Annotated in this window: 24 protein-coding genes; 23 read left to right on the top strand and 1 reads right to left on the bottom strand. The window is 60.0% G+C overall.

Annotated elements, in window-relative coordinates:
• The first annotated feature begins 184 nt into the window (after positions 1-184).
• The 5 genes from ACI5FR_RS03450 to ACI5FR_RS03430 are packed head-to-tail and all read left to right on the top strand — an operon-like array spanning position 185 to position 8,441.
• Positions 185-2,395: a (Fe-S)-binding protein gene (locus tag ACI5FR_RS03450; RefSeq protein ID WP_405450319.1), complete on the top strand. Its 2,211-nt coding sequence runs from the start codon at positions 185-187 to the stop codon at positions 2,393-2,395.
• Between the two features lie 32 nt (positions 2,396-2,427).
• Positions 2,428-4,908, top strand: a complete 2,481-nt coding sequence (locus ACI5FR_RS03445; RefSeq protein WP_405450318.1) for a 3-hydroxyacyl-CoA dehydrogenase/enoyl-CoA hydratase family protein — start codon at positions 2,428-2,430, stop codon at positions 4,906-4,908.
• A gap of 35 nt (positions 4,909-4,943) precedes the next feature.
• Complete coding sequence (locus ACI5FR_RS03440) at positions 4,944-6,146, top strand: acetyl-CoA C-acyltransferase (RefSeq protein WP_405450689.1); 1,203 nt, start codon at positions 4,944-4,946, stop codon at positions 6,144-6,146.
• A 13-nt stretch (positions 6,147-6,159) separates the two neighbouring features.
• Positions 6,160-7,980, top strand: a complete 1,821-nt coding sequence (locus tag ACI5FR_RS03435; protein WP_405450315.1) for an acyl-CoA dehydrogenase family protein — start codon at positions 6,160-6,162, stop codon at positions 7,978-7,980.
• Positions 7,981-8,003: 23 nt separating this feature from the next.
• Complete coding sequence (locus ACI5FR_RS03430; protein WP_405450313.1) at positions 8,004-8,441, top strand: PaaI family thioesterase; 438 nt, start codon at positions 8,004-8,006, stop codon at positions 8,439-8,441.
• Between the two features lie 89 nt (positions 8,442-8,530).
• Here ACI5FR_RS03430 and ACI5FR_RS03425 read toward each other — a convergent pair whose 3' ends face one another.
• On the bottom strand, positions 8,531-8,728 hold the full coding sequence (locus ACI5FR_RS03425) for a YwbE family protein (protein ID WP_405450687.1): 198 nt from the start codon (positions 8,726-8,728) through the stop codon (positions 8,531-8,533).
• A 170-nt stretch (positions 8,729-8,898) separates the two neighbouring features.
• Between ACI5FR_RS03425 and yhfH the strand changes: the two genes are divergently transcribed.
• From yhfH to ACI5FR_RS03335, 18 genes are all read left to right on the top strand, one after another.
• On the top strand, positions 8,899-9,132 hold the full coding sequence (gene yhfH / locus ACI5FR_RS03420; protein WP_405450310.1) for a protein YhfH: 234 nt from the start codon (positions 8,899-8,901) through the stop codon (positions 9,130-9,132).
• Between the two features lie 400 nt (positions 9,133-9,532).
• Positions 9,533-10,504: an ABC transporter permease gene (locus ACI5FR_RS03415; protein WP_405450307.1), complete on the top strand. Its 972-nt coding sequence runs from the start codon at positions 9,533-9,535 to the stop codon at positions 10,502-10,504.
• Positions 10,505-10,519: 15 nt separating this feature from the next.
• Complete coding sequence (locus tag ACI5FR_RS03410) at positions 10,520-11,407, top strand: carbohydrate ABC transporter permease (RefSeq protein WP_405450304.1); 888 nt, start codon at positions 10,520-10,522, stop codon at positions 11,405-11,407.
• Positions 11,408-11,594: 187 nt separating this feature from the next.
• A complete protein-coding gene (locus ACI5FR_RS03405; protein ID WP_405450301.1) occupies positions 11,595-12,698 on the top strand; it encodes an alanine racemase in 1,104 nt (367 codons plus the stop codon).
• A gap of 71 nt (positions 12,699-12,769) precedes the next feature.
• Positions 12,770-13,162: a RidA family protein gene (locus ACI5FR_RS03400; protein ID WP_405450298.1), complete on the top strand. Its 393-nt coding sequence runs from the start codon at positions 12,770-12,772 to the stop codon at positions 13,160-13,162.
• 19 nt (positions 13,163-13,181) lie between these two features.
• Positions 13,182-14,522, top strand: coding sequence for a M20 family metallopeptidase (locus ACI5FR_RS03395; RefSeq protein ID WP_405450295.1), 1,341 nt, complete (start codon positions 13,182-13,184; stop codon positions 14,520-14,522).
• Positions 14,519-16,012: a M81 family metallopeptidase gene (locus tag ACI5FR_RS03390; RefSeq protein ID WP_405450292.1), complete on the top strand. Its 1,494-nt coding sequence runs from the start codon at positions 14,519-14,521 to the stop codon at positions 16,010-16,012. Before ACI5FR_RS03395 ends, ACI5FR_RS03390 begins: the two co-directional genes overlap by 4 nt.
• 10 nt (positions 16,013-16,022) lie before the next feature.
• Complete coding sequence (locus ACI5FR_RS03385; RefSeq protein WP_405450290.1) at positions 16,023-17,351, top strand: aspartate aminotransferase family protein; 1,329 nt, start codon at positions 16,023-16,025, stop codon at positions 17,349-17,351.
• A complete protein-coding gene (locus tag ACI5FR_RS03380) occupies positions 17,348-18,106 on the top strand; it encodes an SDR family NAD(P)-dependent oxidoreductase (protein ID WP_405450287.1) in 759 nt (252 codons plus the stop codon). Before ACI5FR_RS03385 ends, ACI5FR_RS03380 begins: the two co-directional genes overlap by 4 nt.
• 36 nt (positions 18,107-18,142) lie before the next feature.
• Positions 18,143-18,955 carry an IclR family transcriptional regulator gene (locus ACI5FR_RS03375; RefSeq protein ID WP_405450284.1) on the top strand — a complete coding sequence of 271 codons (813 nt, stop codon included), beginning with the start codon at positions 18,143-18,145 and terminating at the stop codon, positions 18,953-18,955.
• 36 nt (positions 18,956-18,991) lie between these two features.
• A complete protein-coding gene (locus tag ACI5FR_RS03370) occupies positions 18,992-19,741 on the top strand; it encodes an amidohydrolase family protein (protein ID WP_405450281.1) in 750 nt (249 codons plus the stop codon).
• Between the two features lie 142 nt (positions 19,742-19,883).
• The gene (locus tag ACI5FR_RS03365) at positions 19,884-20,702 is read left to right on the top strand and encodes a hypothetical protein (protein WP_405450278.1); all 819 of its coding nucleotides are present in this window, start codon (positions 19,884-19,886) and stop codon (positions 20,700-20,702) included.
• Between the two features lie 139 nt (positions 20,703-20,841).
• Positions 20,842-21,753, top strand: a complete 912-nt coding sequence (locus ACI5FR_RS03360; protein WP_405450276.1) for a DUF6612 family protein — start codon at positions 20,842-20,844, stop codon at positions 21,751-21,753.
• A 107-nt stretch (positions 21,754-21,860) separates the two neighbouring features.
• Positions 21,861-22,022: a hypothetical protein gene (locus tag ACI5FR_RS03355; RefSeq protein WP_405450273.1), complete on the top strand. Its 162-nt coding sequence runs from the start codon at positions 21,861-21,863 to the stop codon at positions 22,020-22,022.
• Positions 22,023-22,052: 30 nt separating this feature from the next.
• A complete protein-coding gene (locus ACI5FR_RS03350; RefSeq protein WP_405450270.1) occupies positions 22,053-22,910 on the top strand; it encodes an electron transfer flavoprotein subunit beta/FixA family protein in 858 nt (285 codons plus the stop codon).
• A 1-nt stretch (position 22,911) separates the two neighbouring features.
• On the top strand, positions 22,912-23,958 hold the full coding sequence (locus ACI5FR_RS03345) for an electron transfer flavoprotein subunit alpha/FixB family protein (RefSeq protein ID WP_405450267.1): 1,047 nt from the start codon (positions 22,912-22,914) through the stop codon (positions 23,956-23,958).
• Positions 23,955-25,268, top strand: coding sequence for an FAD-dependent oxidoreductase (locus ACI5FR_RS03340; RefSeq protein ID WP_405450261.1), 1,314 nt, complete (start codon positions 23,955-23,957; stop codon positions 25,266-25,268). The genes ACI5FR_RS03345 and ACI5FR_RS03340 overlap by 4 nt, the downstream gene beginning before the upstream one ends.
• Positions 25,265-25,552 carry a ferredoxin family protein gene (locus ACI5FR_RS03335; protein WP_405450259.1) on the top strand — a complete coding sequence of 96 codons (288 nt, stop codon included), beginning with the start codon at positions 25,265-25,267 and terminating at the stop codon, positions 25,550-25,552. The genes ACI5FR_RS03340 and ACI5FR_RS03335 overlap by 4 nt, the downstream gene beginning before the upstream one ends.
• The last annotated feature ends 101 nt before the right edge of the window (positions 25,553-25,653 follow it).

Below are 25,653 nucleotides of genomic sequence, written 5' to 3'. Positions count from 1 at the left end.
CTTACGCTTCATAAAGTCTACTACATGAATGAGGGCTCATTCAGCGGATTACGATTACAGTGTATGACCCGCAGCCGAGGAATAGATCAATTGACAGGCTCGGGTAGAGAACAAGCGCAGAGAGAAGTGCAGGGAGAACTGCAGGGAGAAGCGGAAGTACGACTCAGGGAGGTGGGAGGAAGAGATGCTCGGGATGTGGCTGAATGGGCTGCTCGCATTGGCGGTGACGGTTTACGGTGTAGTGCTGTTCTGGAAAGCGGTATACCACCGGGTGCTGTATTTGCGGCTGGGGCGTCCGGCGACGGCATCCGAGGGGGAACGGCTTACGGGAGTGAAAAACGTAGATCCGTCGGAACGCCAGGCGGGGAAAAGTGGGCGGGAATCGCAATCGGGATCGGACGGAGCCTTAAACTGGGTGTCACAGGTGTTCGGCCACCGCAAGCTGCTTCAGGACTGGCGGAGCGGGCTTATGCATTTGGTTGTGTTTTACGGGTTCATCGTTTTGCAGCTTGGAGCGATCGACATTGTGGTGAAAGGCTTGTTCGGGCACCGGCTGCCGGTCCCTTATTATGCAGGGTTCCTGCTCATGCAGGAAATCGCAGTCGCGGCGGTACTGCTCGCCATCGGGTATGCGGGCTACCGGCGGTACGGGGAGCGGCTCTCGCGTCTCAAACGCGGCTGGAAGCCGAGCCTCGTGCTGTTCTGGATCGGCTCGCTTATGGTGAGCGTCATCCTGTTCTCCGGCTTCGACCGTCTCACTCACGGGGAGCCATGGGCTCCGACCTCGCCAATCGCTTCCTCTGTGGCTTCGCTATTCGCGGGGGTGTCCGGGGGAGCGGTGACCGCGCTATATTACATCGCTTGGTGGCTGCATTTACTCATTTTGCTCGGCTTTCTCGTCTATGTCCCGCAATCGAAGCATTTTCATCTGCTCAGCGCTCCAGTGAACTTGTGGGTGAAAAGACGGCAACGGGGGGGACAGCTGGAGCCGCTGGATTTGGAGGATGAGCAGGCGGAATCGTTCGGGGCCGGGAAAATTGAAGATTTCACTCGCGGGCAGCTGCTCGATCTCTACGCGTGCGTAGAATGCGGCCGCTGCACGAACGTCTGTCCGGCCGCTTCAACCGGCAAGCTGCTGTCGCCGATGCACCTGATCGTGAAGCTGCGAGATCATCTGACCGAGAAGGGCGCAGCCATCACGTCGCGATCCCCGTGGATGCCGGCGTTCGCTTTTGGGGATGGGATCGCGGGCAGCCATCGGTTCGAAGATGTTGCCGAAGAGCGGGATTCGACAGGAGGGCTGGATATTCGCGGGACGGTGCGGCGTCAGCAGGCGGGGTGGTTGCGTGCAGAGGGCCGGGTGGCGTCCGAGGCCGCGTTAATCGGGGACGTTATGACGGAAGAGGAGATCTGGGCCTGCACGACATGCCGCAGCTGCGAGGAGCATTGTCCGGTCGGGAACGGGCACGTCGACAAGCTCGTCGAGATGCGCCGCCACTTGGTATTGATGGAGGGGAGCATGCCGGCCGACGGGCAGCGGGCGATGCAGAACATCGAGCGCCAGGGCAACCCGTGGGGACTGAACCGGCAGGACCGGGCCAGGTGGATGGCCGGACTCGATGCCGAGGAACGACTGCCGACCGTGAAAGAGAACCCTGGATTCGAGCTGCTGCTGTTCGTCGGCACGATGGGCTCCTACGACCGTCGTACGAACAAAGTGATGAAGGCGCTCATCCGGCTTCTGAACGCGGCAGGCGTGAACGCTGCCGTGCTCGGCAACGAGGAACGCAACTCCGGCGATACGCCGAGGCGGATGGGCAACGAGATGCTGTTCCAGCAGTTGTGCCAGGAGAACATCGAGACGTTCCGCCGTTACGGCGTCAAGCGGATCGTCACGGCGTGCCCGCATACGTACAACGTTCTGAAGCACGAATACCCGGACTTCGGCTTCACCGCAGAAGTGCTGCATCATACAGAGCTGCTCGCCGAGCTGCTGCGGGACGGCAAGCTGAAGCCTGCGCATCGGCTGGAGGAGCGCGTCACGTATCACGATTCCTGCTACTTGGGCCGCTACAACGGCACGTATGAAGCGCCCCGCCGCATTCTGCAAGCGATCCCGGGCGTGGAGATGGCCGAGATGGCGATGAACCGGGCACATGGGCTGTGCTGCGGAGCGGGCGGAGGGCGGATGTGGATGGAGGATACGAGCGGCACCCGGGTCAATGTCGCCCGAGTCGGTCAAGCTTTGGCGGTCGAGCCGACGACGATCAGCAGCGCCTGTCCGTATTGCCTCACGATGATGGAGGACGGCACGAAACAGCTGAACGTCGACGAGCGCGTAAGGTCGAAGGATGTAGCGGAGCTGCTGGCGGAGTCCGTCTTTGGACTGCATTAGTTAATGACGTTAATAAAAGGAGTGAGGGCACGATGTCCATTCAGAAAGCTGCAGTAATCGGGTCCGGCGTCATGGGAGCCGGCATCGCCGCCCATCTGGCGAATGCCGGCTTGACGTGCCTGCTGCTCGACTTGCCGCCGGACCGGCTCACCGCGAATGAGGCGGCGGCGGGACTTATGCCGTCCTCGCCGGCCGTCCGCAACCGGCTCGCGTCGGATGCAATCGCGAGGCTCGCGAAAGCGCAACCCGCGCCGCTCTATGACGCGGCATTCGCTTCCCGCATCACCCCCGGGAATCTTGAAGATGACTTGGCTAAGCTAGCGGACGTCGATTGGATCATCGAAGTGGTCGTGGAGCGGTTGGAGGTCAAGCAAAGTGTCATGGCGCGGATCGAGAGTGTCTGGAAGCCCGGGATCGTCGTAACGACGAACACGTCCGGCATCTCGATCGATACGATCGTCGATGGGCGCAGCGAGGCGTTCCGTCAGCATTTCCTCGGGACGCATTTTTTCAATCCGCCGCGATACATGCCGCTCTTGGAGCTCATTCCCGGACGGGACACGAATCCGGGGCTGGTCGAGCGGATGAAGCGGTTCGCCGAGCGGACGCTGGGGAAAGGCGTCGTCGTAGCGAAGGATACGCCCAACTTCATCGCCAACCGGATCGGCACGTACGGGCTGCTCGCCACGCTGCAGGAGATGACGGCGGGCGGTTACTCCGTCGAAGAGGTCGACGCGGTCACCGGGCCGGCGATGGGACGCCCGAAGAGCGCGACGTTTCGTACGCTCGATCTGGTCGGCCTCGACACGTTCCTGCACGTGGCGGACAACGTGTACCTTCGGACGGAGTCGGCCGAAGAGAAGTCGGTCTTCGCGGTGCCGCCGTTCCTTAAGGAAATGGTCGCGAGAGGCTGGACAGGCGAGAAGGCGGGGCAAGGCTTCTATCGCAAGACGATCGGTCCGGCTGGGAAGTTGATCGTGTCCCTCGACCTGGAGAAGCTGGACTACCGGGACGCACCCGTAGGCAAGATCACTTCCGCCGCGCTGGATGCAGCGAAGTCGGCGAAGGGAGCCGGGGCCAAGCTGCGCGCCCTGTTGAGCGGCCAAGACCGCTACGCCCAGCTGGCCTGGAACATCATGAAGCGCGTCTGGCTGTACTCGGCGGAGAAGCTCGGGGAGATCGCCGACACGGTCCCCGACATCGACCGCGCGATGAAATGGGGCTTCAACTGGGAGCTAGGCCCGTTCGAGGCTTGGGATGCGGCAGGATTGCCGAGCACGGTGGCTCGTATGGAGCAGGAAGGGCTGACTATTCCCGACTGGGTTAAGGGTTGGTTGGAGGCCGGCCATACGAGCTTTTATGGGCGGACGGATGCAGGGGCGCCAGCTTTCGTTGCGCGGTCCGGGGACTCTGCTGGCGGAGGCAGCGGTGTTGCAAGCGGGGACGGTGGTGTCGCCAGCGGAGGCGTATGGGCGTATCGCGAGCTGCCCCGGGATCCCGAGCTGATCTCGCTCCGCGAGCTCAAGGAACAGAAGCGCGTCATTCTCGGCAATGCCGGGGCGAGCTTGATCGATCTCGGCGACGATGTGGCGTGCCTCGAGTTCCACTCGCCGAACAACGCGATCGGCGCCGACATTCTGACGATGATCGGGCAAAGCGTCGACGAGGTGAGACGCAACTACAGGGGGCTCGTGGTCGCGAACGAAGGGCGCAACTTCTGCGTCGGCGCGAATCTGATGCTGCTCTTGATGGAAGCTCAAGACGAAGCTTGGGACGAGGTGGACCGCATCATCCGGATGTTCCAGCAGGCGATGCTGAAGCTGAAACGGCTGGAGAAGCCGGTCGTCGCCGCGCCGCACCGGATGACGCTCGGCGGCGGCGTCGAGGCGTGTATGCCGGCGGATCGCGTCATCGCAGCCGCCGAGACGTACTATGGCCTTGTCGAAGCCGGGGTCGGGCTCATCCCCGCCGGCGGCGGCTGCAAGGAGATGGCGCTGCGGGCAAGTGTTGCCTGGCACACGATGAATGCGCCGGAGCTCGACGTCCAGCCGCTCCTGAACAAGGCGTTCGAGACGATCGGCATGGCGAAGGTGTCCGGCAGCGCGCACGACGCGATCCGGCTCGGCCTGCTGAGGCCGGACGACCGGGTCGTGCTGCAGCCGGAGCGGCGCCTGTACGAGGCGAAGACGGCGGTGCTGCAGCTGGACGCCGCCGGTTACCGGAAGCCCCCGGAGGCGCCGCGCATCCGTGTGGCGGGCGCTCCTGGCCGGGCGGTGCTGCAGCTAGGCGCGTACACGCTGCGGCAGGGGAACTACATCAGCGATCACGACTGCAAGATCGCGGGCAAGCTCGCCCACGTGCTCGCCGGCGGCGACGTGCCGGCAGGTACGCTCGTCAGCGAAGAATATATGCTCGACCTCGAGCGCGAGGCGTTCCTCAGCCTGTGCGGCGAGCCGAAGACGCAGCAGCGCATGCAGCATATGCTGTCGACCGGCAAGCCGCTGCGCAATTGAGGGCCAGAAACTTTACAAAAGGGAGGGCAAACGGAATGGCTGCTGACAACGAGGCGGTGCTGGTCGCCATGGCCAGAACGGCGGTAGGCCGCGGTCGCCGCGGAACGCTGGCAGACACGCGCGCGGAGGACCTGGGGCGCACAGTGCTCCAGGCTGTGCTGGAGCGCGCCCCCGGACTGTCCACGTCGGACGTGGACGATGTGATCATCGGCTGCGCGATGCCGGAGGGCGAGCAGGGGCTGAACTTCGCCCGCATCATGACGCTGTATGCGGGCTATCCGGTCACCGTGCCGGCGATCACGGTGAACCGCTTCTGCTCGTCCGGCCTGCAGGCGATCGCGTTCGCCGCCGAGCGCATCCAGCTCGGCTATGCGAACGTCGTCGTGGCGGGCGGCGTCGAGAGCATGAGCCACGTGCCGATGAGCGGCTTCAAGCTGGCGCCGCATCCGGGCCTCATGGAGCGGATGCCCGAGGTGTACATCGGCATGGGGCATACCGCCGAGAGGGTGGCGCAGCAATACGGCATCAGCCGCGAAGACCAGGACCGGTTCGCGCTCGCCTCGCACCGGAAGGCGGCGGCGGCGATCCAAGAGGGACGATTCGACGATGAGATCGTCCCCGTCGCCACGGAGCGCGTCCGGGTAACGCCGGACGGCAAGGTCGAGCGCACGGCGGCGCCGTTCGCCCGCGACGAGTGCGTGCGCGAAGACACGACGCTCGAAGCGCTCGCGAAGCTCGCACCGTCGTTCGCCGCGCACGGCACCGTGACGGCCGGCAACGCCTCGCCTATCAGCGACGGGGCCGCGGCCGTCGTCGTGATGAGCCGCGCCGAGGCGGGCCGCCGCGGATTGCGGCCGCTCGCCGCGTTCCGCTCGTTCGCGGTCGCCGGCGTCGCGCCGGAGGTGATGGGGATCGGCCCGGTCGAGGCGATCCCGAAGGCGCTGCGCATGGCCGGGCTCCAGGCGGAGGACATCGACCTGTATGAGATCAACGAGGCGTTCGCCTCGCAATGCCTCGCGATCATCCGGGAGCTGAAGCTGCCGGATGATCGGGTGAACGTGAACGGCGGCGCTATCGCGCTCGGCCATCCGCTCGGCTGCACTGGGACGAAGCTGTCGATCTCGCTCATCCAGGAGCTTCGCCGCCGGGGAGGCGGGAAGGGTGTTGTCTCGATGTGTATCGGCGGAGGCATGGGCGCGGCAGGCGTATTCGAAGTGTATGCTGACAATGGAACATAAAGGAGGCTGACCCATGACATCCAATGCATCCAATGCATCTCAAGCATCCCATGTCCCGAATTCCTCCTACGTAATCGGAGGCAGCTTCGTGCTGGCGGAGACGGATCCGCTGACGATCACGACGCCGGAGGACCTCACGGAGGAGCAGCGCATGATCGGCGAGACGACCGCCGAGTTCATCGAAGGCGCCGTGCTGCCGCATGACGAACGGATCGAGAAGCTCGACTACGAGCTCACGGTCAAGCTGATGCGCCAAGCCGGCGAGCTTGGCCTGCTCGGCGTGGACGTACCTGAGATGTTCGGCGGACTCGGCCTGGATAAGGTGAGCTCCACCGTCATCAGCGAGAAGCTGGCGAAGGCGTCGTCGTTCGCGCTCTCGATCGGCGCGCATGTCGGCATCGGGACGCTGCCGATCGTGTTCTTCGGTACGCGCAGTCAGAAGGAGCGCTACTTGCCGGACCTGGCGACCGGGACCAAGATTGCAGCCTACTGTTTGACCGAGCCTTCTTCAGGCTCCGACGCGCTTGGCGCGAAGACGACAGCGAAACTGACGGACGACGGAGCGCACTACGTGTTGAACGGCGCCAAGCAGTTCATCACGAACGCCGGCTTCGCCGACGTCTTCATCGTCTACGCGAAGATCGACGGCACCCAGTTCAGCGCCTTCATCGTCGAACGGACGATGGAGGGTGTAGGCTTCGGGCCGGAGGAGAAGAAGATGGGCATCAAGGGCTCTTCGACGCGGCCGCTTATCCTCGACAACGTACATGTTCCCATAGAGAACTTGCTAGGAGAGCCGGGCAAAGGCCACATCATCGCCTTCAACATCTTGAACATCGGCCGGTTCAAGCTGGGAGCCGGCTGCCTCGGCGGAGCCAAGGAGGCGCTGGAGCTGAGCGTCCGGTATGCGAACCAGCGGACCCAATTCGGCCAAACGCTGTCCTCGTTTCCTCTGATCGCCCAGAAGCTCGCGGATATGAACATCCGGACCTATGTGTTGGAGAGCATGGTATATCGCACCGTGGGATTAGTAGATACTATTCTGCAGGACATCGACCATAGCCAGGACGACGCCGGTACCCGTTCCGCCAAGGGCATAGCGGAGTACACGCTCGAATGCTCGATTATCAAAGTGTTCGGGACGGAAGCGCTCGATTACGTGGCCGACGAGGGCGTCCAGATTCACGGCGGATACGGCTACATCCAAGAATATAAAATCGAACGGATCTACCGGGACTCCCGGATTAACCGGATTTTCGAAGGGACGAACGAAATCAACCGGCTGCTCATCCCCGGCACCCTGCTCAAGAAGGCGCTCAAAGGCGAACTCCCTTTGATCGAGCATGTCGAGGCCCTGCAGCAGGAGCTGATCGCATTCGTACCGCAGCAAGAGTTCGAGAGCTTTCTTGAAAAGGAAGCGTATCTCGTGGCCAATGCAAAGCGCATGTTCCTTATGATCGGCGGACTCGCCGTGCAGAAGTACGGCACGAAGCTGGAGCAGGAACAGGAGACGCTTGCCCTGCTGGCCGATTCGATGATTCAGATCTATGCGATGGAGAGCGCGCTGCTCCGTACCCGCAAGCTCATCAGCAGCCAGGGAGAGGCGAGGGCCGAGCTCGCCGTCCGGATGACGCGCATCTTCGTCCAGGAAGCGTTCCACAGCATTGCCGGCTGGGCGGAAAACGCCGTAGCTTCCATGCAAGCCGGGGATATGCAGCGAATTCAGCTCTCGATCCTGAAGAAGCTCGCCCGCAGCACACCGGAGAATCTCATTCAGCTCAAGCGTGGCGTCGCGGCGCGGGTCATTCCGGCCGAAGCTTATATGGTCCATTAAATTTATCATGGAGGGTGCCGAGCATGGACATCACGAATCACGAACGAGACCCTGGGGCGGACCCGAGAACCGAATTTCTGGTGAAGCTGCAGCAAATGGCCAAAGGGACGTTCTGGGACTTGCTGGGCGCCAAGCTGGAATCGGTGGAGGAAGAGAAGGTGACGGTGTCGCTTCAAGTCGAGGACTGCCATCTGAACACGATCGGCATTCTGCACGGAGGCGTACACGCCTCGCTCCTGGACAATACGATGGGCATAGCCGCCATGCTGGCCCGGCCCGGGGAGAAGATGGTAACGACGAACTTGACGATGCACTATTTGGCCCCGCTCAGGAAAGGCATTGTGTACTCGACCGGACGCATCGTGCATCAGTCGAGATCCATCATCACGACCCAAGGGGAAATATGCGACGAATCGGGGAGCTTGGGCGCCTGGTGCAGCGCGTCTTACCGGATCACGTAGCGGAACAGCGAAAAGGTTGGGCAGGAGTTCGAATCTCCCGCACAACCTTTTTGCATTTCTAGAATTCTCAGGCTCACTTCACTTAGGGTTTAAGACAAGATTTCCTTCACTCGCCCGACCTGTCCGTCCGTAAGCCGGACTTTGATTCCATGCGGATGCGTGGGGGAGTTCGTTAACAAATCTTTGACGATGCCGCGCGTGAGTTTGCCGGTCCGCTGATCCTGTTTCAGCACGATATTCACTTCGATTCCCGGGACGATCTGGCTGCGGACTTGACCGTTTTTCATGCCGGAGCTGTTGTTGTTCATGGCGTTTTCTCCAAATTCTCGAATGTAAGTCATGATCGGGGTCAAACAATATTATTAGATTGTGCAAAATGGGCCGTTCCATGTCAAGGGTTAATTATTTTGGGATAGCTAATTCTTGAATTGTGTTATATAATAAACGCAATCATAATATGTACTGTATTAATACAAAAGTACGATTCGAGGTTCGACCATTCTGCGGCCAAGAGAGGAGCCAGTTTATGTTAATTCCTGCCAAAGATTTCTTCGACAATTTGCCGGTCAAAATGTGCAGCAAGTGCGGATCCGCGTTGGAAGAGCAGTCCGAATGTTACGAGACGATGTGCTCGGAATGCCAAGACAACTCGATATTTAAGCCTTTCGTAGGGAATCAGGACGCTCGTTGAGAGCGTTTTTTCTTTGCGTTCCGAAGCACGCTCGCGAACTTTTATTACCATTGTGACGGTGGTGGACATATGTTACGATCGAGAAAATACATGTAATCATACAGGTATAACAAGTAAGGGTGAACGGTGAGGAGAAAAGAGGGTGTGAAGGAGGTTTGCGCCGGGCCGGCTCGAAATAAAAAGACTATTTAAAGACAGTTTCGAGTCGTGTGTATTACTTGTATTATTCTATGTTTTTGAATTATGATGAAAGTAGAGTGCGCATGAAAACGCTTTACTTGCGCTGTACAGTCTGCCTGAAATTTCAACAACAAAAACGTAATTTATCCTTCAAATGTAAGCGTTTTTTAGGAGAAATCATCTGGTCAGGACTAATAATCAAATACGGAGGAGTGCTACAGTGAGTACGCAAAATGCAGTTGCTGCAAACACAACGACCAAGACGAAAACTCCCTCGCGCAAGGACAAGATTTCGATCTGGAAAGCGCTTATTCGCTATCGTTGGCTGTATCTGATGATGGTACCCGGAATTGCGTATTATCTCGTCTTCCACTACGTCCCGATGGGCGGACTCTTGATCGCGTTCAAGAAGTACAACCTGGTTAAAGGGATCTGGGGCAGCGAATGGGTCGGGTTTGCGAACTTCAAAACGGTGTTCGATTCTCCCGACTTTCCGAACCTGATTCGGAACACGCTCTTGATTAGTATTTACCGGATTTTGTTCAATATGCTGCCGGACGTGCTCCTGGCCTTGATCCTGAACGAAATTCGCGTGCAATGGTTTAAGAAAGCGATTCAGACGGTTACGTACGGTCCTTATTTCTTGTCATGGGTTATCGTATACGGTCTCACTTTCTCCTTCCTCGCGCCGGATGCAGGTCTGATCAGCACCTGGTGGCGCGACCATACGGGCGAGACGCTCAATCTGCTGACGGACAAGGATTGGTTCCGGCCGATCATCATCCTGACGGACATCTGGAAGAGCACGGGCTTCGGCGCGATTATTTACTTGGCTGCGCTCGCTACGATCAACCAGGAGTTATATGAAGCGGCCGTCGTGGACGGAGCAGGCAGATGGCGGCAGCTCTGGCACATTACGTTGCCGGGCATCCGCGAAGTATTCGTCTTGCTCCTGATTCTGCGGATCGGGCACATTCTCGACGCCGGCTTCGATCAGATCTACATCTTCTTGAACGCCCGCGTCTACGAGGTCGGGGATATTATCGATACATGGGTATTCCGACGAGGGATCGAACAGCTGGACTTCAGCGTAGCGGCGGCGGTCAACTTCTTCAAGTCGGTGATCGGGTTCGTACTCGTCATCACCGCGAACAAGATCGCCAAGAAGCTCGGCGGATCCGGAATCTGGTAAAGGGGGGAATCTACCATGTCATATATACTAAAAAAATCCAAGTCAGACCGTGTCGTCGATTTCATCCTGTACGCCTCCCTGACGCTGTTCGGATTGGCTACGCTGTTCCCGCTCTACTACGTCGTTATTATGTCGATCACTCCGATCACGGAAGTGCTTCGTCACGGCGGATTCGTAGTTTGGCCGGATAAGATTACATTGGAAGCTTACAAGTATATTTTCTCCAGCAATCGCGTCCCTCAGGCGCTTAAGATTACGATACTCGTAACAACTATAGGCACGGTGCTGAACTTGATGGTCACCATGCTGCTGGCCTACCCGCTGTCGAAGAAATTTTTGCCGGGCCGCAACATCGTCCTGATGGGAATCGTGTTCACGATGCTGTTCTCCGGCGGCCTTATTCCGCTGTATCTGGTTGTTCGTGCGACGCACATGCTGAATACGATTTGGGCGCTCATTATTCCGGGGCTCGTCTCGTCATTTAACATGCTGATTATGAAGACCTACTTCGAGAACTTGCCGGCCGAGATCGAGGAAGCGGCGAAGGTGGACGGCTGCAGCGACTTACAGACGTTGATCCGGATCGTCCTGCCGCTCTCGATGCCCATCATCGCCACGCTCGGATTGTTCTACGGCGTAGGCCACTGGAACGCGTACTTCGGCGGGGTTATGTACTTGACCGACAAGGCGCTCATGCCGATTCAGGTCGTCTTGCGGAACATGATTATTACGCCGAGCGTAAGCCAGGAGCTGGGGGTCACTTCCCAGGAGCTCCAACAGCTGCCGCCGGAAACGGTTAAGATGGCGACGGTCGTCGTCGCAATTCTTCCGATTCTCGTGATCTACCCGTTCCTGCAAAAGTATTTCGTTAAAGGGATGCTCATCGGTTCGGTCAAAGGGTAATGAAAAGGAGGAGGGGCTGCCAGCTCCTCCTTTGGTTTACCAGTATAAGGGATCAAATGCAAAGGAGTGCGGAACCGCACTCTTTTTTCTATTTAGAAAAAGATTTTCTTGATAGAAAAAACGTTCGGTGATACGATCTAACTAGCAAGCGCTTGAAGCAGATATAAGAAGCCCAGGAGGGAGAGTCATGGCAACGATTGAGCAATTGGAAACGCCGGCGGTCTTGATCGATCTGGACGTGCTGGACCGGAACCTGCGCAAGACCGCGGAGCTGGCCCGACAGGCCGGCGTGAAGCTGCGCCCGCATGCGAAGACGCACAAGAGCGTATGGATCGCGAAGGAGCAAATCCGGCACGGAGCCTGCGGCATCACGGTCGCCAAGCTGGGGGAAGCCGAAGTGATGGCGGACGGAGGGATGGACGACATTCTCGTCGCTTACCCCATCGTCGGGGAGGCGAAGCTGGAGCGGCTCGGACGTCTGATGAGCCGGGCGAAGATCACCGTGAGCACCGACAACGTCGATGTAGCCCGCGGCTTGTCCGCGTTGGGTGTCCGTCTCGGTCAGCCGGTACGGCTGTACATAGATGTGAACACCGGCCTGAACCGATGCGGGAAGGAGCCGGGGCAAGAGACCGTCGAGCTGGTGAAGCAGATGGCGGACTTGCCGGGGATCCGCATCGTGGGCGTCATGACGCATGCCGGGCATGCGTACGGGAAGACATCCCGCGAAGAGCTGCTCGCCATCGCGCGCTATGAAGCGGAGAGCCTGGCGATGACGATGCGCATGCTGCGCGACGATCTCGGCCTGCCGATGGAGGAAGTGAGCGTGGGCTCTACACCCACTTCGAAGTTCATCACCGAGCTGGCGGGCATTGGAGTCACCGAGATGCGACCGGGCGCGTACGTGTTCGGCGACATCAGCCAGTCGGCGATCGGGCTCATCGATGAGAGCGAGTATGCGATGCAGATCAAGGCTACGGTCGTCAGCACGCCTAGGGAAGGCACGATTCTCGTCGACGCCGGCTCGAAGACGCTCACGACCGATGTGAATCCGCACCGTCGTGGCTACGGCCTGGTCCGCGGGACGCCGGAGGCGGTTATCGACCGGCTGAGCGAGGAGCATGGCTCGATCGCCGTTCCGGCCGGGACAGAGTGGAAGATCGGGGATGCGGTATATATCATCCCGAACCACTGCTGCACCGTGACGAATTTGCACGATCGGTTGGTCGGCGTCCGAGGCGGGCAGGTGGAGAATTACATCACCGTTGATGCAAGAGGCAAGGTACAGTAAGGCGGCTTTCCGTTCAAGGAACTAGGTAACATCCAAAATCAAATATTCATTAAAAGTGAGGGAATCCTACCATGTCCAAAATCATTCACTCGAAGCAAGCTCCTGAGTTTCCGCTGCCGTTCTCCCAAGGCATCCGCGCCGGCGATTTCGTGTATGTATCCGGTCAAGTAGGCGTCAATCCTCAGACTCGGGAAGTCGTGGGCAACACCGTGGAAGAGCAGACCGTACAAACGTTGCGCAACATCGAGACGATTCTAGCCGCCGACGGTCTGACGCTGGATCATGTCGTAAAGGTGACGGCGTTCGTATCGCACTTGGAGGATTTCCCGGCGTACAACCGCTCTTATGAGACCGTATTCAAAGCGCCGTTCCCTACGCGGTCCAGCATCCAGGTCGGCATCGGCAGCTATTTGGTGGAGATCGAAGCGATCGCATACGTACACAGCAAGCGCGGCGAAGCTTAATGCCCTGGAGGGGTGAACTATGACAGGGAACACGTTATCGGAACGCATCCGCGAATGGACCGTACGGCACGAGCCGGCCAATATTGAGCTGGCTCGGCAGCTCGTGCGGATTCAGAGCGAGAATCATCCTCCGCTCGGCTATGAGGCGGAAGTGCAAGCGTATTATGCGGATTATCTTAGCCGCTTGGGCGGTTCGGTGCGCTCTTACGAGCTGAGCGAAGTGGAAGGTTTGACCTCGCATGAATCGTTTATGCCCGGCCGCAACTATGAAGGGCGCCCCAATGTCGTCGCCAGCTTCGCGGGAGCCGGCGGTGGGCGGTCGCTCATCTTCTCCGGCCACGCCGACACGGTGTACCAGGGCACGGAGAAGTGGACGTATGGGCCATTCTCCGGCGAGGTGACGGACGGCAAGCTGTACGGCCGCGGCTCGTACGATATGAAGGGCGGCATGGCCGCCGCGATCTGCGCGGTGCGCTGCCTGCAGGAGCTGGGCGTTCGGCTGAAAGGGGACGTGCACATCGAGAGCGTCATCGACGAGGAGCACGGCGGTGCGAACGGCACGCTGGCCGGCCGATTGCTCGGCCCGCACGCGGATATGGCGATTATCCCGGAGCCGACGAACCTGCGGATCAACCCCGCTCATCTGGGCGGCGGCATCTGGAAGGCGGAGTTCACCGGGAAGAGCGGGATCGGCTTCAACGGCGAAGAGCTGATCAGCGCCTTGGAGGCGATGGTGAGCTTCGTGCTGCTGCTGCGCAAGTTCAAGACGCATTTGAATGCGAAGTACCCGGCGCCGGACTACTGGGCCAAATCAGGGCGTCCGCTAGAGGTCGTCTCCCTGACGATGCTGTCCGGCGACACGACGCGTCAATTCCAAGAGAAAACGCCGGAGACGGCCGAGATGAACTTCTGGATCGAAGGCTATCCGGGCATGACGGGTCAGCAGATCATCGACGATTTGTGGTCGTTCTACGAAGCGAACTTGGCCGACTACCCGGAGCTCGCGATCTGCCGTCCGGTCATCACGCCGAAGATCCGGTACTTGCTTGGCAGCGAGATGGGAGACAGCGCTGAGGTGCGGGACTTCCTGCAGGTCGTAAACCGGACGGGACATCAGGCGCTAGGGCGCGATCCCGGACCTGCGCTCGGGACGCCGTTCGCCTGCGACGGATTTATGTTCAACGTATACAGCTCCACGCCGGCGCTTGTGCTCGGTCCGGCCGGCGCCAATGCGCATGCCGCGGACGAATACATGGATCTCGCCAGCTATTCCGAGCTGATCCGCTGGTACGCGGAGATTATGGCGGACTGGTGCGGCGTAGCGGAGGACCGCGATCTGGCGGGAGGTGCAACTCGATGAGCGAGATGGAGCAATCGGCACGCCGTCCGCTACGGATCGGTGTCGCCGGCTGCGTGCACGAGACGAATACGTTCGCGCCGGGCAAGACCGGTCTGCAACCGTTCTCCTATGAATGGATCGAAGGCGAGCAAGCTTATTTGGAACGTTACACAGGCACCCGCACCTCGATGGGCGGCGTGATTGATGCGGCTCGCGAGACGGGCCTCGCGCTGTCGCCGGGCTTCTATACCCAGGCGACGCCCAGCGGCACGGTCACGGACGAGGCGTTCGAGGCGATCGCCGACCGGATCGCCCAATCGATCGATCCCGCGCTTGACGGTGCCGTCATCATCCTGCATGGCGCTATGGTTAGCGAGTCGGAGCCGGACGCGGAGGGGGCGATTTTGCGCCGAGTGCGCGCCCGTCTCGGACGGGAGTTCCCGCTTGCGGTGACGCTCGATCTGCACGCGAACGTGACGGCGGAGATGGTCGAGCTGTCCGACCTGATCGTCGGCTACGACACGTATCCGCACGTAGACGTCTACGACCGCGCGGTCGAAGCGGTTCGCCTGCTCGCTCGCGTCCTGCGGAACGAAGCGAAGCCGGTGCGCGTCTTCCGCCACACCGGGCTGCTTGTCGCCCCGCAGGGCATGCTGACGAGCGCGGGTCCGTTCAAGCGCGTCATGGATCAGGCGTTCGAATGGGAGGCGAATCCGGCCATTCTGAATGTGACCGTCATCGGCGGCTTCCCGTTCAGCGACGTCCCGGACGCCGGGATGTCGTTCATCGTCACCGCCGATGGGGATGCGGCGCTCGCCGAGCGATGCGCCGAGGAGCTGTGCGCGTTCGCCTGGTCGATCCGCGACGAGTTCGCGGTGCCGCTCACCGCGCCCGCGGAAGCTGTTGCGCTCGCCGAGCGGCAGCCGGAAGGACCGGTCATCCTGGTGGAGGGATCCGACAACGTCGGAGGCGGCTCCCCGGCGGACGGCACGCACATGCTGCCGCACTTGCTCGCGGCGGGCAAGACGAGCCTCCTCGTGCTGTGCGACCCGGAGGCTGTGAGGCTGGCGGCCGAAGCCGGCATCGGCGGGACGCTCGCCTGCGCCGTCGGCGGCAAGTCCGACGACTGGCACGGGGCGCCCGTGCCGATCCGGGGCCGCGTCCGCACCCTGTTCGACGGGGACTACACCCACGTCGGCCGCTACATGACCGGCGCGCGGGCCAAGATGGGCTTGACCGCCGTCGTCGAGGCGGGCCCGGTGACGCTCGTGCTCACCGAGAAGCGGGTGGCGCCCTGGGATCCCGGGCACGTGCTGTCCGTCGGCCTGAACCCTACCGCCTTCCACATGATCGTGGTCAAGTCGGCGATCGCTTGGAAGACCGCCTTCGGAGACGTAGCCCGGCTCGCGATCGACGTCGATACGCCCGGCTGCTGCGGAGCGAACTTGTCGCTGTTCCCTTATAAGCATTTGAAGCGTCCTATATATCCGCTTGACCAATCAAGAGCGTAGGAGGAGTCCCATGAGAACGTATTCCGGTTCCCAAGAACGAATTCAGCAAGCCAAGGAAGTGTTGGCCGGCGGCGTGGCCAGTACGCTGCGCGGCTCCATGAAGCCGACCCCGCTCTATGCGGAATCCGCGTCCGGCGTCATCGTCCGCGATGTGGACGGCAACGAGTACATCGACTACTTGCTGGCCTACGGGCCATCCATTCTCGGCCATGCGCATCCCGAGCTGACGGAGCGCATCCACAGCGCGATGCAGAAGGGCTACACGTACGGCCTGCAGCATGACGGCGAGATCCAGCTCGCGCGGAAGCTCGTCAGTGTGCTGCCTTGCGCCGACAAGGTCGCATTGAGCGGCTCCGGCACGGAAGCGGTCATGCTGGCGTTGCGGCTGTCCCGCGCCTATACGGGCAAGCGCAAGGTGATCCGCTTCCACGGCCACTATCACGGCTGGTCGGACTCGATCTTCACCTCGTTCCCGAGCCCCGACATGATGCAGAAGGCGACGGACAGCGGCAACGCGGCGACCCCTCCGGGTACGAAAGGCCAGAGCGAGAGCAGCTTGTCCGACGTCATCCTGCTTCCGTGGAACGACCCGGATGTGTTGAAGGCGACGCTGGAGGAGCAAGGCCATGACATCGCGGCCGTCATCTCCGAGCCGGTGCTGTGCAACAACGGCTGCATCATGCCGCTCCCGGGGTACCTGGAGCAGATGCGGGAGCTCACGGCGAAGCATAACGTCGTTATGATCCTCGACGAGGTCATCACCGGCTTCCGCTTGGGAATCAGCGGCGCGCACGGCCGGTTCGGGCTCAAGCCGGATCTCGTGACCGTCGGCAAGGCGCTGGGCGGAGGCATCGCGATCAGCGGCGTCGCCGGCCGCAAGGAAATCATGGCGCTCATCGACCGCGAGGAAGTGAGCCACCTCGGCACCCTGAACGGCAACACGGTGTCGACGGCGGCGGCACTCGCCATCATCGATATTTTGTCGCGCGACAACGGCGCGGTGTATACTAAGATGGAAGAACTAACCGCGAGCCTCGTCGGCTCCATCCGCAGCCTGTTCACGAAACATGGGCTGCGCGGAGTTGTGAATCAGATCGGTCCGGTATTCAACATGATGTTTATCGATCGCGACGAAGTGAACCATTTCGACGAGTTCCAGACGCGCAATGCGGGCCTCTACGCCAAGTTCGCCGAGCTGATGCTGGAGGAGGGCGTGCTCGTGCGGCCGAACGGATTGTGGTATTTGTCCGCCGCGCATGAACAGAGCCACATCGACGCTACCGTAGCGGCAATCGATCGCGTACTCGCCCACCTGAAGGTGAAGGAGGCTGCCCGATGAGATTGCACGGGAAAGTCGCGCTCGTCACCGGCGGCTCTCATGGCATCGGCCAGGCGATCGCCCTGAACTATGCCCGCGAAGGGGCGAAGGTCGCCATCTGCGGACGCGGCCAGGCTGCGCTGGACGAGACCGTCGGCATCATCCGTGAATCCGGCGGGGCGGCGGTATCCTATACGGTAGATGTGTGCGATAAACAGCAGGTGGACGATATGGTCGAGCGGCTGCTCGCCGAATGGGGCGCGATCGACATTCTGGTGAACAACGCCGGGATTTGCGATCCGGCTCCGTTCCTCGACATTACCGAATCCGATTGGGACCGCCACATGGCGATCAATCTGAAAGGAACGTTCCTCGCCAGCCAATCGGTCGCCCGGGCGATGGTGGCGCGAGGGACGAAGGGCTCGATCATTCACATGTCGAGCGTGAACGGGCTTGCGGCCGAGTCCGATCAAGTGCATTACAACGCGACGAAGGCCGCGATGATCAGCATGGGTATGTCGATGGCGCTGGAGCTGGCGCCGCACGGCATCCGCGTGAACTCGCTCTGCCCCGGCTTCATCGAGACGCGGCTCACCCAGCCGCTCATCCAGAACGGGCCGGCGATCGCGCAATATCTCAAGACGATCCCGATGAACCGAGTCGGCCAGCCGGACGAGATCGCCACCGCGGCGATTTTCCTCGCCTCCGACGATTCCCGGTACATGACGGGCCAGAGCTTGGTCATTGACGGCGGTCAGCTGATTAAGCTATCCTGACCATCAAGCATCGAAATATAGAAAGGAACCGCATTTATGATGACGAATGATTTCGAGGAGCAAGGGACGGAGCGCAGCAGCGTTACGGTCAAGTCTGCCGACCGCGTGTTGGACATTTTCGAGTTGTTCGCGGACGAGCAGGACACGCTCAGCCTGACGGACATTTCCCGCAAGCTGGTGTTGCCGCCTTCCAGCGTTCACAAGCTGCTGCAAAATTTGTTGAACCGGGGGTACCTGGAGACGGACAAACACGGCAAGACGTTCCGGCTCGGCTACAAGCTGTTCGAGATCGGCAGCAAAGTGTCCCGCAATACCGACTACGCCACGGAGTTCCAGCATGTGGCCTCGAAAATCATTAACGACATTAATGAATCGGTGTTTTTGTCGATCCGAAACGGCGACAAGGTGCTGTATATCGCCGAGAAGCAGAGCACGCACCCGGTGCGGTTCGTCTCGCATCTCGGCATGCAGCTGCCGCTGCACGCCACGGCGATGGGGAAGATGCTGCTGAGCGGCTTGTCCGACGAGGAGGTGCGGCGGCTGTATCCGGAGAACGAGCTGGGCAAGCTGACCGACACGACGCTGTCGGACCTGAACGAGCTGCTCGAGCAGCTGCGGACGATTCGCCGGGAAGGTCTCGCCTACAGCGCCGGCGAAGCGGTGCAAGGCATACGCTGCGTCGCTGCGCCCATCACGAATGCGGCCGGCGACATCGTCGCGGCGATGAGCGTGTCGATCCCGGTGTCTAGAGTCGAGGAAGGAATATGGGAGCGTTCGGTGGCTGCCGTGAAGCAAGGCGCTAAGGAAATAAGCGTCAAGCATTATTTCCAGAGCGGTCCGGTCAAATAGGCTGGAGACCGCGGGGTAAAGACAGGAGGATTGCTAATGATTATCGACATGCATACCCACATCTGGGGCGGGCGGTACGACCAGCACGCGAAGGCGCTGCTCACGAACTGCGAGCGGTACGGCATCGACAAGGTGTTCGTCTCGGGATTGATCCGGCAATACTCGCCGGAAGAGGAAGTGAAATCGCAGAATGAGGATATCGTCCGGTTCAAGCGGGAGAACCCCGACGTGGCGGAAGGGTACGTCTATGTGAACCCGCGCCATGCCAACGCGCTGGATGTGCTGCGGCAAGGTATCGAGCAGGACGGGATGATCGGGATGAAGCTGTGGATCGCCACCTATTGCGACGACCCGTCCGTCTTCCCATTGGTTGAACAATGTATCGAATACGACGTTCCGATCCTGCTGCACGCGTTCTACAAGGCGGTCGGCCAGTATCCGGACGAATCGGTCGGGACGCATGTGGCCGAGCTCGCCAAGCGGTATCCCCAAGCGAAGCTGATCATGGCCCACTTGGGCGGCAATCACTACCATGGGATCAAAGCGATTCGCGATTATCCGAACGTAGTGACCGACATCTCCGGTTCGCTGTTCCGCCGGGAAGAAGTCGATTATGCGGTACGCCTGCTCGGAGCGGAGCGTGTCCTGTTCGGTTCCGATATGCCGGGCTGCTCGTACATCACGAACTTAGGTCAGGTAGAAGAGGCCGACCTCACGCCGGAGGAGCGCCAGCTCATCTATGCCGGGAATACGATGCGGCTGTTCGGGATGAAGCGATCGGCCTAAGTCAACTGCCCCTTTTGACGCTCCAGTCGTTTACAAAACACATCGCCTCCGCTATAATGAAAATGATTCTCACTATCAAACCGATAGCGAGAATCGTTCATTGGTCATTGCCCCTAAGTTTCAGGATGAGGTGGATGCGCGGATGCATGGCTTGGATCGCGAATGGCTGGAGCAACGGTTTTCCATACGGCAAACCGAACGTTCGGACGCCCTGCTTACGGTGCGGGCCGATGCAATACTAACTTCCGAAGGCGCGGCCGCCTTTTTGAATGAATATGCATTACACCTGCAAGCGACTGACGTTACGGCGGCAGCCGCTTATTGCTGTGCGAACTTCAGCTGGACGGCGCTGGCCCTGCACTACTCGATCGGAGTGTGGAACGTCGCATTCGAACTGCCGCTCTCGAGTATTCTCCTTCAGCTCTACCGAGACCAAGGTCAGTTGAAATTTACTTTTACGCTGACCGACTGGATCATCGAGGCAGGTCCTGAGGATGCCTCCGAACGTTCCGCTTGGCGTGACCGAAAGTTAGCCCATTATTACAGCGAAACCGCCCGTCCGCTGATCGAGAGTCTCTCCGCCGTATCCGGCCTGGATGTGAGCCAGCTCTGGGGACAGCTGCCGACCCGGTTCAACTATCAATTCGCTTTGCTGGAGAAAGAATTGTCCCATGCCGGCCTTCCGGACGGACGGTCCGCCGCAGACCGGCTTCTCGACGATTATCGGGCCGTGTGCAGCGAGTGGGATGGATCGGCATTCGGCCGCCGTTCCAATCCGCTGAACGTCAACATCCGGTATATTGAGGATTATCGGGATCCGGAAGCGCAAGTACGCATGAAGAACGTGTGTTGTCTGTACTACAAAACGGGCAAGCAAGAGTACTGCTACACGTGTCCGCGGTTGAAAGCGGAGGACCGGGAGAAAGTCAAGGAGAGACTGCTGACCGCCGGGAAACACTGAGCGCCCACGACATATAATCCGAAAGGCTCGCTTTTATGCGGGTCTTTTTCTTTTTTTGCCTGTGGATGTGGGCCTTAAGCTCCTACTGGTGAATTGTAACGATATGGTAAAATGCAAAGCGGATAGGAGGAGAATAAGGATGAGATTAAGAAACTACTTGGCGCAATCGGCTGCGGTCCTTTTGCTAACCGCGAGTCTGATCTCGCTGACAGCCTGCAGTCAAAAGCCCCAAGAGAGCGGAGCGACCCCGACCGCGTCTGCCGGCGTGGGAGATTCGTCAATCAAGACGGTGAACGAAAAACCAAAATCGGTAACGGCGTCGGATGTCATTGCGAAGACGATGGAAACGTCAGCCAAGCTGGAGAGCTTCTCAGTGAGCATGAACACGAAACAGACGATCGAGCAGGCGGCGAACAAAATGGACATCCAAGCCAAAATCGAGATGGATATCGTCCAGAAGCCGCAGCTCACGTTCAAGCAATCGATGTCCATGCAAATGATGGGCCAGGACGTCAAGATGGACATGTATTTGACCAAGGACGGGTTCTTCATGAAAGAGCCGACCTCAGGCCAGTGGATGAAGCTGCCGCGGGATCAAATGGACCAGATCATGAGTACGATGTCCGAGGATCAGATGGATCCGTTGAAGCAGCTCGATAAGCTCAAAGCGTTCGCGAGCGACTTCACTTTGAGTGAAACGAACGACGATTATACGGTCAAACTGACGGCGAACGGAGAGAAATTCAACGAGTTCATTAAAAATGAGATGAAAGCTTATATGGGCAACAATCCGAACATGGAAACGATGCTCAATCAAACTACGTCCGCCGTCAAAATCACAAGCGTCGACTATTCGTTTACGATCGAGAAGAAGACGCAATATCCGAAAAGCATGAAAGTGAATATGGATCTCGAGATGGATCTCCAAGGGCAAAAAATGCGCATGGTCCAAAATATCGACGGAACTTACTCCAATTATAACGGGATTAAAGAAATCGCTTTGCCGAAAGAAGCCTTGGAAGCGAACGCGGTTAACATGCCGCAAACATGACTGCAATCTAGTAAACCCTCCGAAAAAGAGCGCCTTCCAGGTGCTTTTTTTCATTCCCGGACATATACATGATAGCAACCTAGCTGCATAAGAAAGGAGAACCGTCCATGATCGTCGTGTTCCTGGTGCTAATGACGTTTATGCTGGCCTTCTTCGCCCTAGTGATCTACCTGATCTACCTCGGCATCCGAAAAGACTCGACGGATTATGACTTTCAGCATATGTGGCTTGACATCCATGTGACGCGGCAGGATATGGAGTTCGAATAAGCGGGCAAGGCCGTTTGGGAGGCGTAACGAATGCTGCATATTATCGTGTGTGTGAAGCAAGTGCCGGACAGCCGGGAAATCCGCATCGACCCGAAGACGAACACGCTCATCCGGCAAGGCGTCCCGAGCATCGTGAATTTCTACGATATGCACGGGCTGGAGGAAGCGCTTCGCATTAAGGACGAGCTGGGGGCTCGGGTGACGGTCGTGACGATGGGACCGCCGCCTGCGGAGAAGGGGCTCAAGGAGTGCATCTCGCTCGGCGCTGATGAAGCCGTCTTGGTGACGGATCGCGGATTCGCGGGAGCGGACACGCTCGCTACCTCGTATGTGGTCGCGGAGACGATCCGCAAGGTCGAGGAGAAGTGGGGGCCGGTAGACATCGTGTTCTGTGGAAAGCAGACGCTCGACGGCGACACGGGACAAGTCGGCCCGGGCGTCGCCTGCCGGCTCGATCTGGAGCAGCTGACGTATGTGAACAAAGTCGTGCAAGTGGACGAGGACAAGCGGCGCGTCAAGGTGCAGCGTCACCTGGAAGACGGCGTGGAGGTCGTGGAGACGGCGATGCCGGTGCTCATCACCGCACTGAAAGAGCTGAACAAGGTGCGGCGGGCGTCGCTGCCCGGCATGATCCGAGCGGCCCGGTACAAGCCGGTCGTCTGGACGACGGCGGATTTTCCCGGACTCGACCGATCGAAGATTGGTTTGAAAGGTTCACCGACGATTGTCGCCAAGACGTGGGTGCCGGAGTCCAAGCCGGTGAAGACGGTGCGGGTGGAAGGCGCGTCGGCAGCCGAGCAAGCCGGGAAGCTGTTCGGGCATCTGTGGGACGGGCCGCTGCCCGAGCGGCTCGGCTGGGCAGCCGCAAGCGAAGCGAGGGGGGATTGAGATGGCGGCAGAACGTGATGTTGAACAGATGCCGGATTGGTCCGCCTACCGCGGCGTGCTGATCGTCGTCGAGCAGCGGGACGGCAAGGCGAAGGCGGTGTCGTGGCAGCTGCTCGGCGAAGGCCGCAAGCTCGCGGCCAAGCTGGAGGTGCCGCTGTACGCGCTCGTCATGGGCAGCGATGTCGAGCACCTCGCCCATGAAGCCGCCGCGTATGGGGCGGACAAGGTGTTCCTGTGCGACTCGCCGGTGCTGAAGACGTACCGGACGCGACCTTACAGCCGCGTCGTGCTGAAGCTGATCGAGGAGGCGAAGCCCGAGATCGTCCTCTTCGGCGCGACCGCGACAGGCCGGGACTTGGCCGGGGCGATCGGCACGCACCTGCCGACGGGGCTGACGGCCGACACGACGGAGCTTGACGTCGAGCCGCCTCCGTCCCGCCTGCTGCTCGCGAGCCGCCCGGCGTTCTCGGAGAAGATGATGGCGACGATTCTATGCAAGCAGTATCGTCCGCAGATGGCTACGGCGCGTGCCGGCGTGTTCGAGGCGCTCCCTCGCGACGATAGCCGCGAGGCGGTCATCGAGCGGCTCGAATGCGAGCTGCAGGAGGAGGAGATCGCGGCCCGGGTGCTCGACTTCATCGAAGAGACCGGCCATGTGAACCTGGAGGAAGCCGAGGTGATCGTCGCCGGCGGCCGCGGGTTGGGCGGGCCGGAGCCGTTCGCGATGCTGAAGGAGCTGGCCGACGCGCTGGGAGGCAAGGTCGGCGCTTCCCGCGCCGCGGTGGATGCCGGCTGGATCAAGCATGAGCATCAAGTCGGGCAAACCGGGACGACGGTCCGCCCGAAGCTGTACTTCGCCATCGGGATCTCCGGGGCGGTGCAGCATACGGTCGGGATGAGCCATTCCGACGTCGTCGTCGCGATCAATCGGGACCCGGAGGCGCCGATCTTCCAATTCGCCCACTACGGTATTGTGGGCGATCTGTTCCAGATCGTGCCGGCGCTCACGGAAGAAGCGCGCAAGCGGAGGGGAGTGACTGTCGGATGAGCGAAAAATTCGATGCGATCGTAATCGGAGCCGGGCCCGCGGGAGCGGCGGCAGCGATGACGATGGCCCGCGCCGGGCTGTCGGTCGTCCTGCTGGAACGGGGAGAATTCCCCGGTGCCAAAAACTTGTTCGGCGGCGTATTATATCGCAAGCAGATCGAGGAGCTCGTGCCGGAGTTCTGGAAAGAGAAAAACGCTCCGGTAGAGCGGCACATCGTGGAGCAGCGGCTCTGGTTGATGGGCAAGGAATCGATGGTGACGCTCGGTCACCGGAATGAAGCGTTCAAGGAGCCGTACAACTGCTTCACCGGCCTGCGAGTCAAGTTCGATCCGTGGTTCGCGGACAAGGCGGTCCAGGCCGGCGCGCTCCCGATCTATGAGACGGTGGCGACCGAGGTCATCCGCGAAGGCGACCGCGTCGTCGGCGTCCGCACCGACCGCGAGCACGGCGATTTGTACGCCGACGTCGTCATCATCGCCGACGGTGTCAATTCGCTGCTCGGCAAGGCGATGGGCATACATCGGGAGTGGAAGCCGGATGAGGTGTCGCTCGCGGTGAAGGAAGTCATCTCGCTGCCGAAGGAGAAGATCGAGGACCGGTTCGGCGTCGAAGGCGACGAAGGCGTCACAATCGAATTTATGGGCGAAACGTCGCTCGGGATGGCTGGGATGGGCTTCTTGTACACGAATAAGGATACGATCTCTCTTGGCGTAGGCGTCATGGTGAACCACCTGCGGGACAAGAAGGTGAAGCCGTACGCCTTGCTGGACGCGGTCAAGCAGCACCCGATGATCCGCAAGCTCATCCAGGGCGGCGAGATGAAGGAGTATTCCGGCCACCTGATCCCGGAGGGCGGCTACCATTCCATCCCGCCGCTGTCCGGGAGCGGCTGGTGTGTAGCAGGCGACGCCGCACAGCTCGTCAACTTCGTCCACCGCGAAGGGACGAATCTCGCGATGACGTCGGGCCGGCTCGCCGGCGAGGCGGTCGTCGAAGCCAAGCAGGCCGGTGAGGATTGCTCGGCCGCCTCGCTCCGGCGGTATGACGACAAAGTCCGCGCCTCGTTCGTGCATAAAGATCTCAAGAAGTACAAAGGGATGCATGAGCTGCTGAAGCAGGAGGATCCCGGACTGCTGTTCGACCGGCTGCCCCGGGCGGTGAACGAGGCCGCCTTTCAGTTCCTGAGCGTCGACGGCATCTCGAAGGCGGAGAAGCAGCGCACCGCCATTCGCATGATGAAGGAAGCGGCCGGCGGCACGATGAATTTGCTGAAACTGGGCTACAAAGGATGGAGGGCGATGAACGGATGAGTAGTTGTGGTGTCTCCGACAGGCTGTTTACGATCCGGTACAAATGCGACGACCAATCTCATCTCATTATTAAGGAATCGGACACTTGCTTGAAATGCGTGACGAAGGATTGCAATTACTTTTGCCCGTCGGACGTCTACGAATGGGAGAAGAAGCTGAAGATCACGACGGTCGCGTTCGAGAACTGCATCGAATGCGGCACGTGCCGGATCGCCTGCCCTTCGGACAACATTCATTGGGTATACCCGAAGGGCGGTTATGGCATAACTTACAAATACGGCTGACATGACATGGCAACAATGGAGGATCGAACCTGGCTTTGGCCGGGTTCTTTTTGTGCCGTCCGGGCCGCATAGGAAAAGGATTGACTTCCGCTTAAGATCGG

The sequence above is a fragment of the Paenibacillus sp. HJGM_3 genome, assembly GCF_045062745.1.
Taxonomy (GTDB): Bacteria; Bacillota; Bacilli; order Paenibacillales; family NBRC-103111; genus Paenibacillus_AA.
Note: the sequence above shows the minus strand (reverse complement) of the source record. Positions and strands in the feature narration are given on the sequence as shown.

What these genes read in the sequence shown, in the direction of transcription:
- ACI5FR_RS03445 (WP_405450318.1), top strand. Translation starts at nt 2,428, where the DNA reads ATGTCCATTCAGAAAGCTGCAGTAATCGGGTCCGGCGTCATGGGAGCC.
- yhfH (WP_405450310.1), top strand. Translation starts at nt 8,899, where the DNA reads ATGTACTGTATTAATACAAAAGTACGATTCGAGGTTCGACCATTCTGC.
- ACI5FR_RS03450 (WP_405450319.1), top strand. Translation starts at nt 185, where the DNA reads ATGCTCGGGATGTGGCTGAATGGGCTGCTCGCATTGGCGGTGACGGTT.
- ACI5FR_RS03355 (WP_405450273.1), top strand. Translation starts at nt 21,861, where the DNA reads ATGATCGTCGTGTTCCTGGTGCTAATGACGTTTATGCTGGCCTTCTTC.
- ACI5FR_RS03410 (WP_405450304.1), top strand. Translation starts at nt 10,520, where the DNA reads ATGTCATATATACTAAAAAAATCCAAGTCAGACCGTGTCGTCGATTTC.
- ACI5FR_RS03400 (WP_405450298.1), top strand. Translation starts at nt 12,770, where the DNA reads ATGTCCAAAATCATTCACTCGAAGCAAGCTCCTGAGTTTCCGCTGCCG.
- ACI5FR_RS03380 (WP_405450287.1), top strand. Translation starts at nt 17,348, where the DNA reads ATGAGATTGCACGGGAAAGTCGCGCTCGTCACCGGCGGCTCTCATGGC.
- ACI5FR_RS03430 (WP_405450313.1), top strand. Translation starts at nt 8,004, where the DNA reads ATGGACATCACGAATCACGAACGAGACCCTGGGGCGGACCCGAGAACC.
- ACI5FR_RS03345 (WP_405450267.1), top strand. Translation starts at nt 22,912, where the DNA reads ATGGCGGCAGAACGTGATGTTGAACAGATGCCGGATTGGTCCGCCTAC.
- ACI5FR_RS03375 (WP_405450284.1), top strand. Translation starts at nt 18,143, where the DNA reads ATGATGACGAATGATTTCGAGGAGCAAGGGACGGAGCGCAGCAGCGTT.
- ACI5FR_RS03425 (WP_405450687.1), bottom strand. Translation starts at nt 8,728, where the DNA reads ATGAAAAACGGTCAAGTCCGCAGCCAGATCGTCCCGGGAATCGAAGTG.
- ACI5FR_RS03435 (WP_405450315.1), top strand. Translation starts at nt 6,160, where the DNA reads ATGACATCCAATGCATCCAATGCATCTCAAGCATCCCATGTCCCGAAT.
- ACI5FR_RS03385 (WP_405450290.1), top strand. Translation starts at nt 16,023, where the DNA reads ATGAGAACGTATTCCGGTTCCCAAGAACGAATTCAGCAAGCCAAGGAA.
- ACI5FR_RS03390 (WP_405450292.1), top strand. Translation starts at nt 14,519, where the DNA reads ATGAGCGAGATGGAGCAATCGGCACGCCGTCCGCTACGGATCGGTGTC.
- ACI5FR_RS03405 (WP_405450301.1), top strand. Translation starts at nt 11,595, where the DNA reads ATGGCAACGATTGAGCAATTGGAAACGCCGGCGGTCTTGATCGATCTG.
- ACI5FR_RS03395 (WP_405450295.1), top strand. Translation starts at nt 13,182, where the DNA reads ATGACAGGGAACACGTTATCGGAACGCATCCGCGAATGGACCGTACGG.
- ACI5FR_RS03350 (WP_405450270.1), top strand. Translation starts at nt 22,053, where the DNA reads ATGCTGCATATTATCGTGTGTGTGAAGCAAGTGCCGGACAGCCGGGAA.
- ACI5FR_RS03340 (WP_405450261.1), top strand. Translation starts at nt 23,955, where the DNA reads ATGAGCGAAAAATTCGATGCGATCGTAATCGGAGCCGGGCCCGCGGGA.
- ACI5FR_RS03365 (WP_405450278.1), top strand. Translation starts at nt 19,884, where the DNA reads ATGCATGGCTTGGATCGCGAATGGCTGGAGCAACGGTTTTCCATACGG.
- ACI5FR_RS03360 (WP_405450276.1), top strand. Translation starts at nt 20,842, where the DNA reads ATGAGATTAAGAAACTACTTGGCGCAATCGGCTGCGGTCCTTTTGCTA.
- ACI5FR_RS03370 (WP_405450281.1), top strand. Translation starts at nt 18,992, where the DNA reads ATGATTATCGACATGCATACCCACATCTGGGGCGGGCGGTACGACCAG.
- ACI5FR_RS03335 (WP_405450259.1), top strand. Translation starts at nt 25,265, where the DNA reads ATGAGTAGTTGTGGTGTCTCCGACAGGCTGTTTACGATCCGGTACAAA.
- ACI5FR_RS03440 (WP_405450689.1), top strand. Translation starts at nt 4,944, where the DNA reads ATGGCTGCTGACAACGAGGCGGTGCTGGTCGCCATGGCCAGAACGGCG.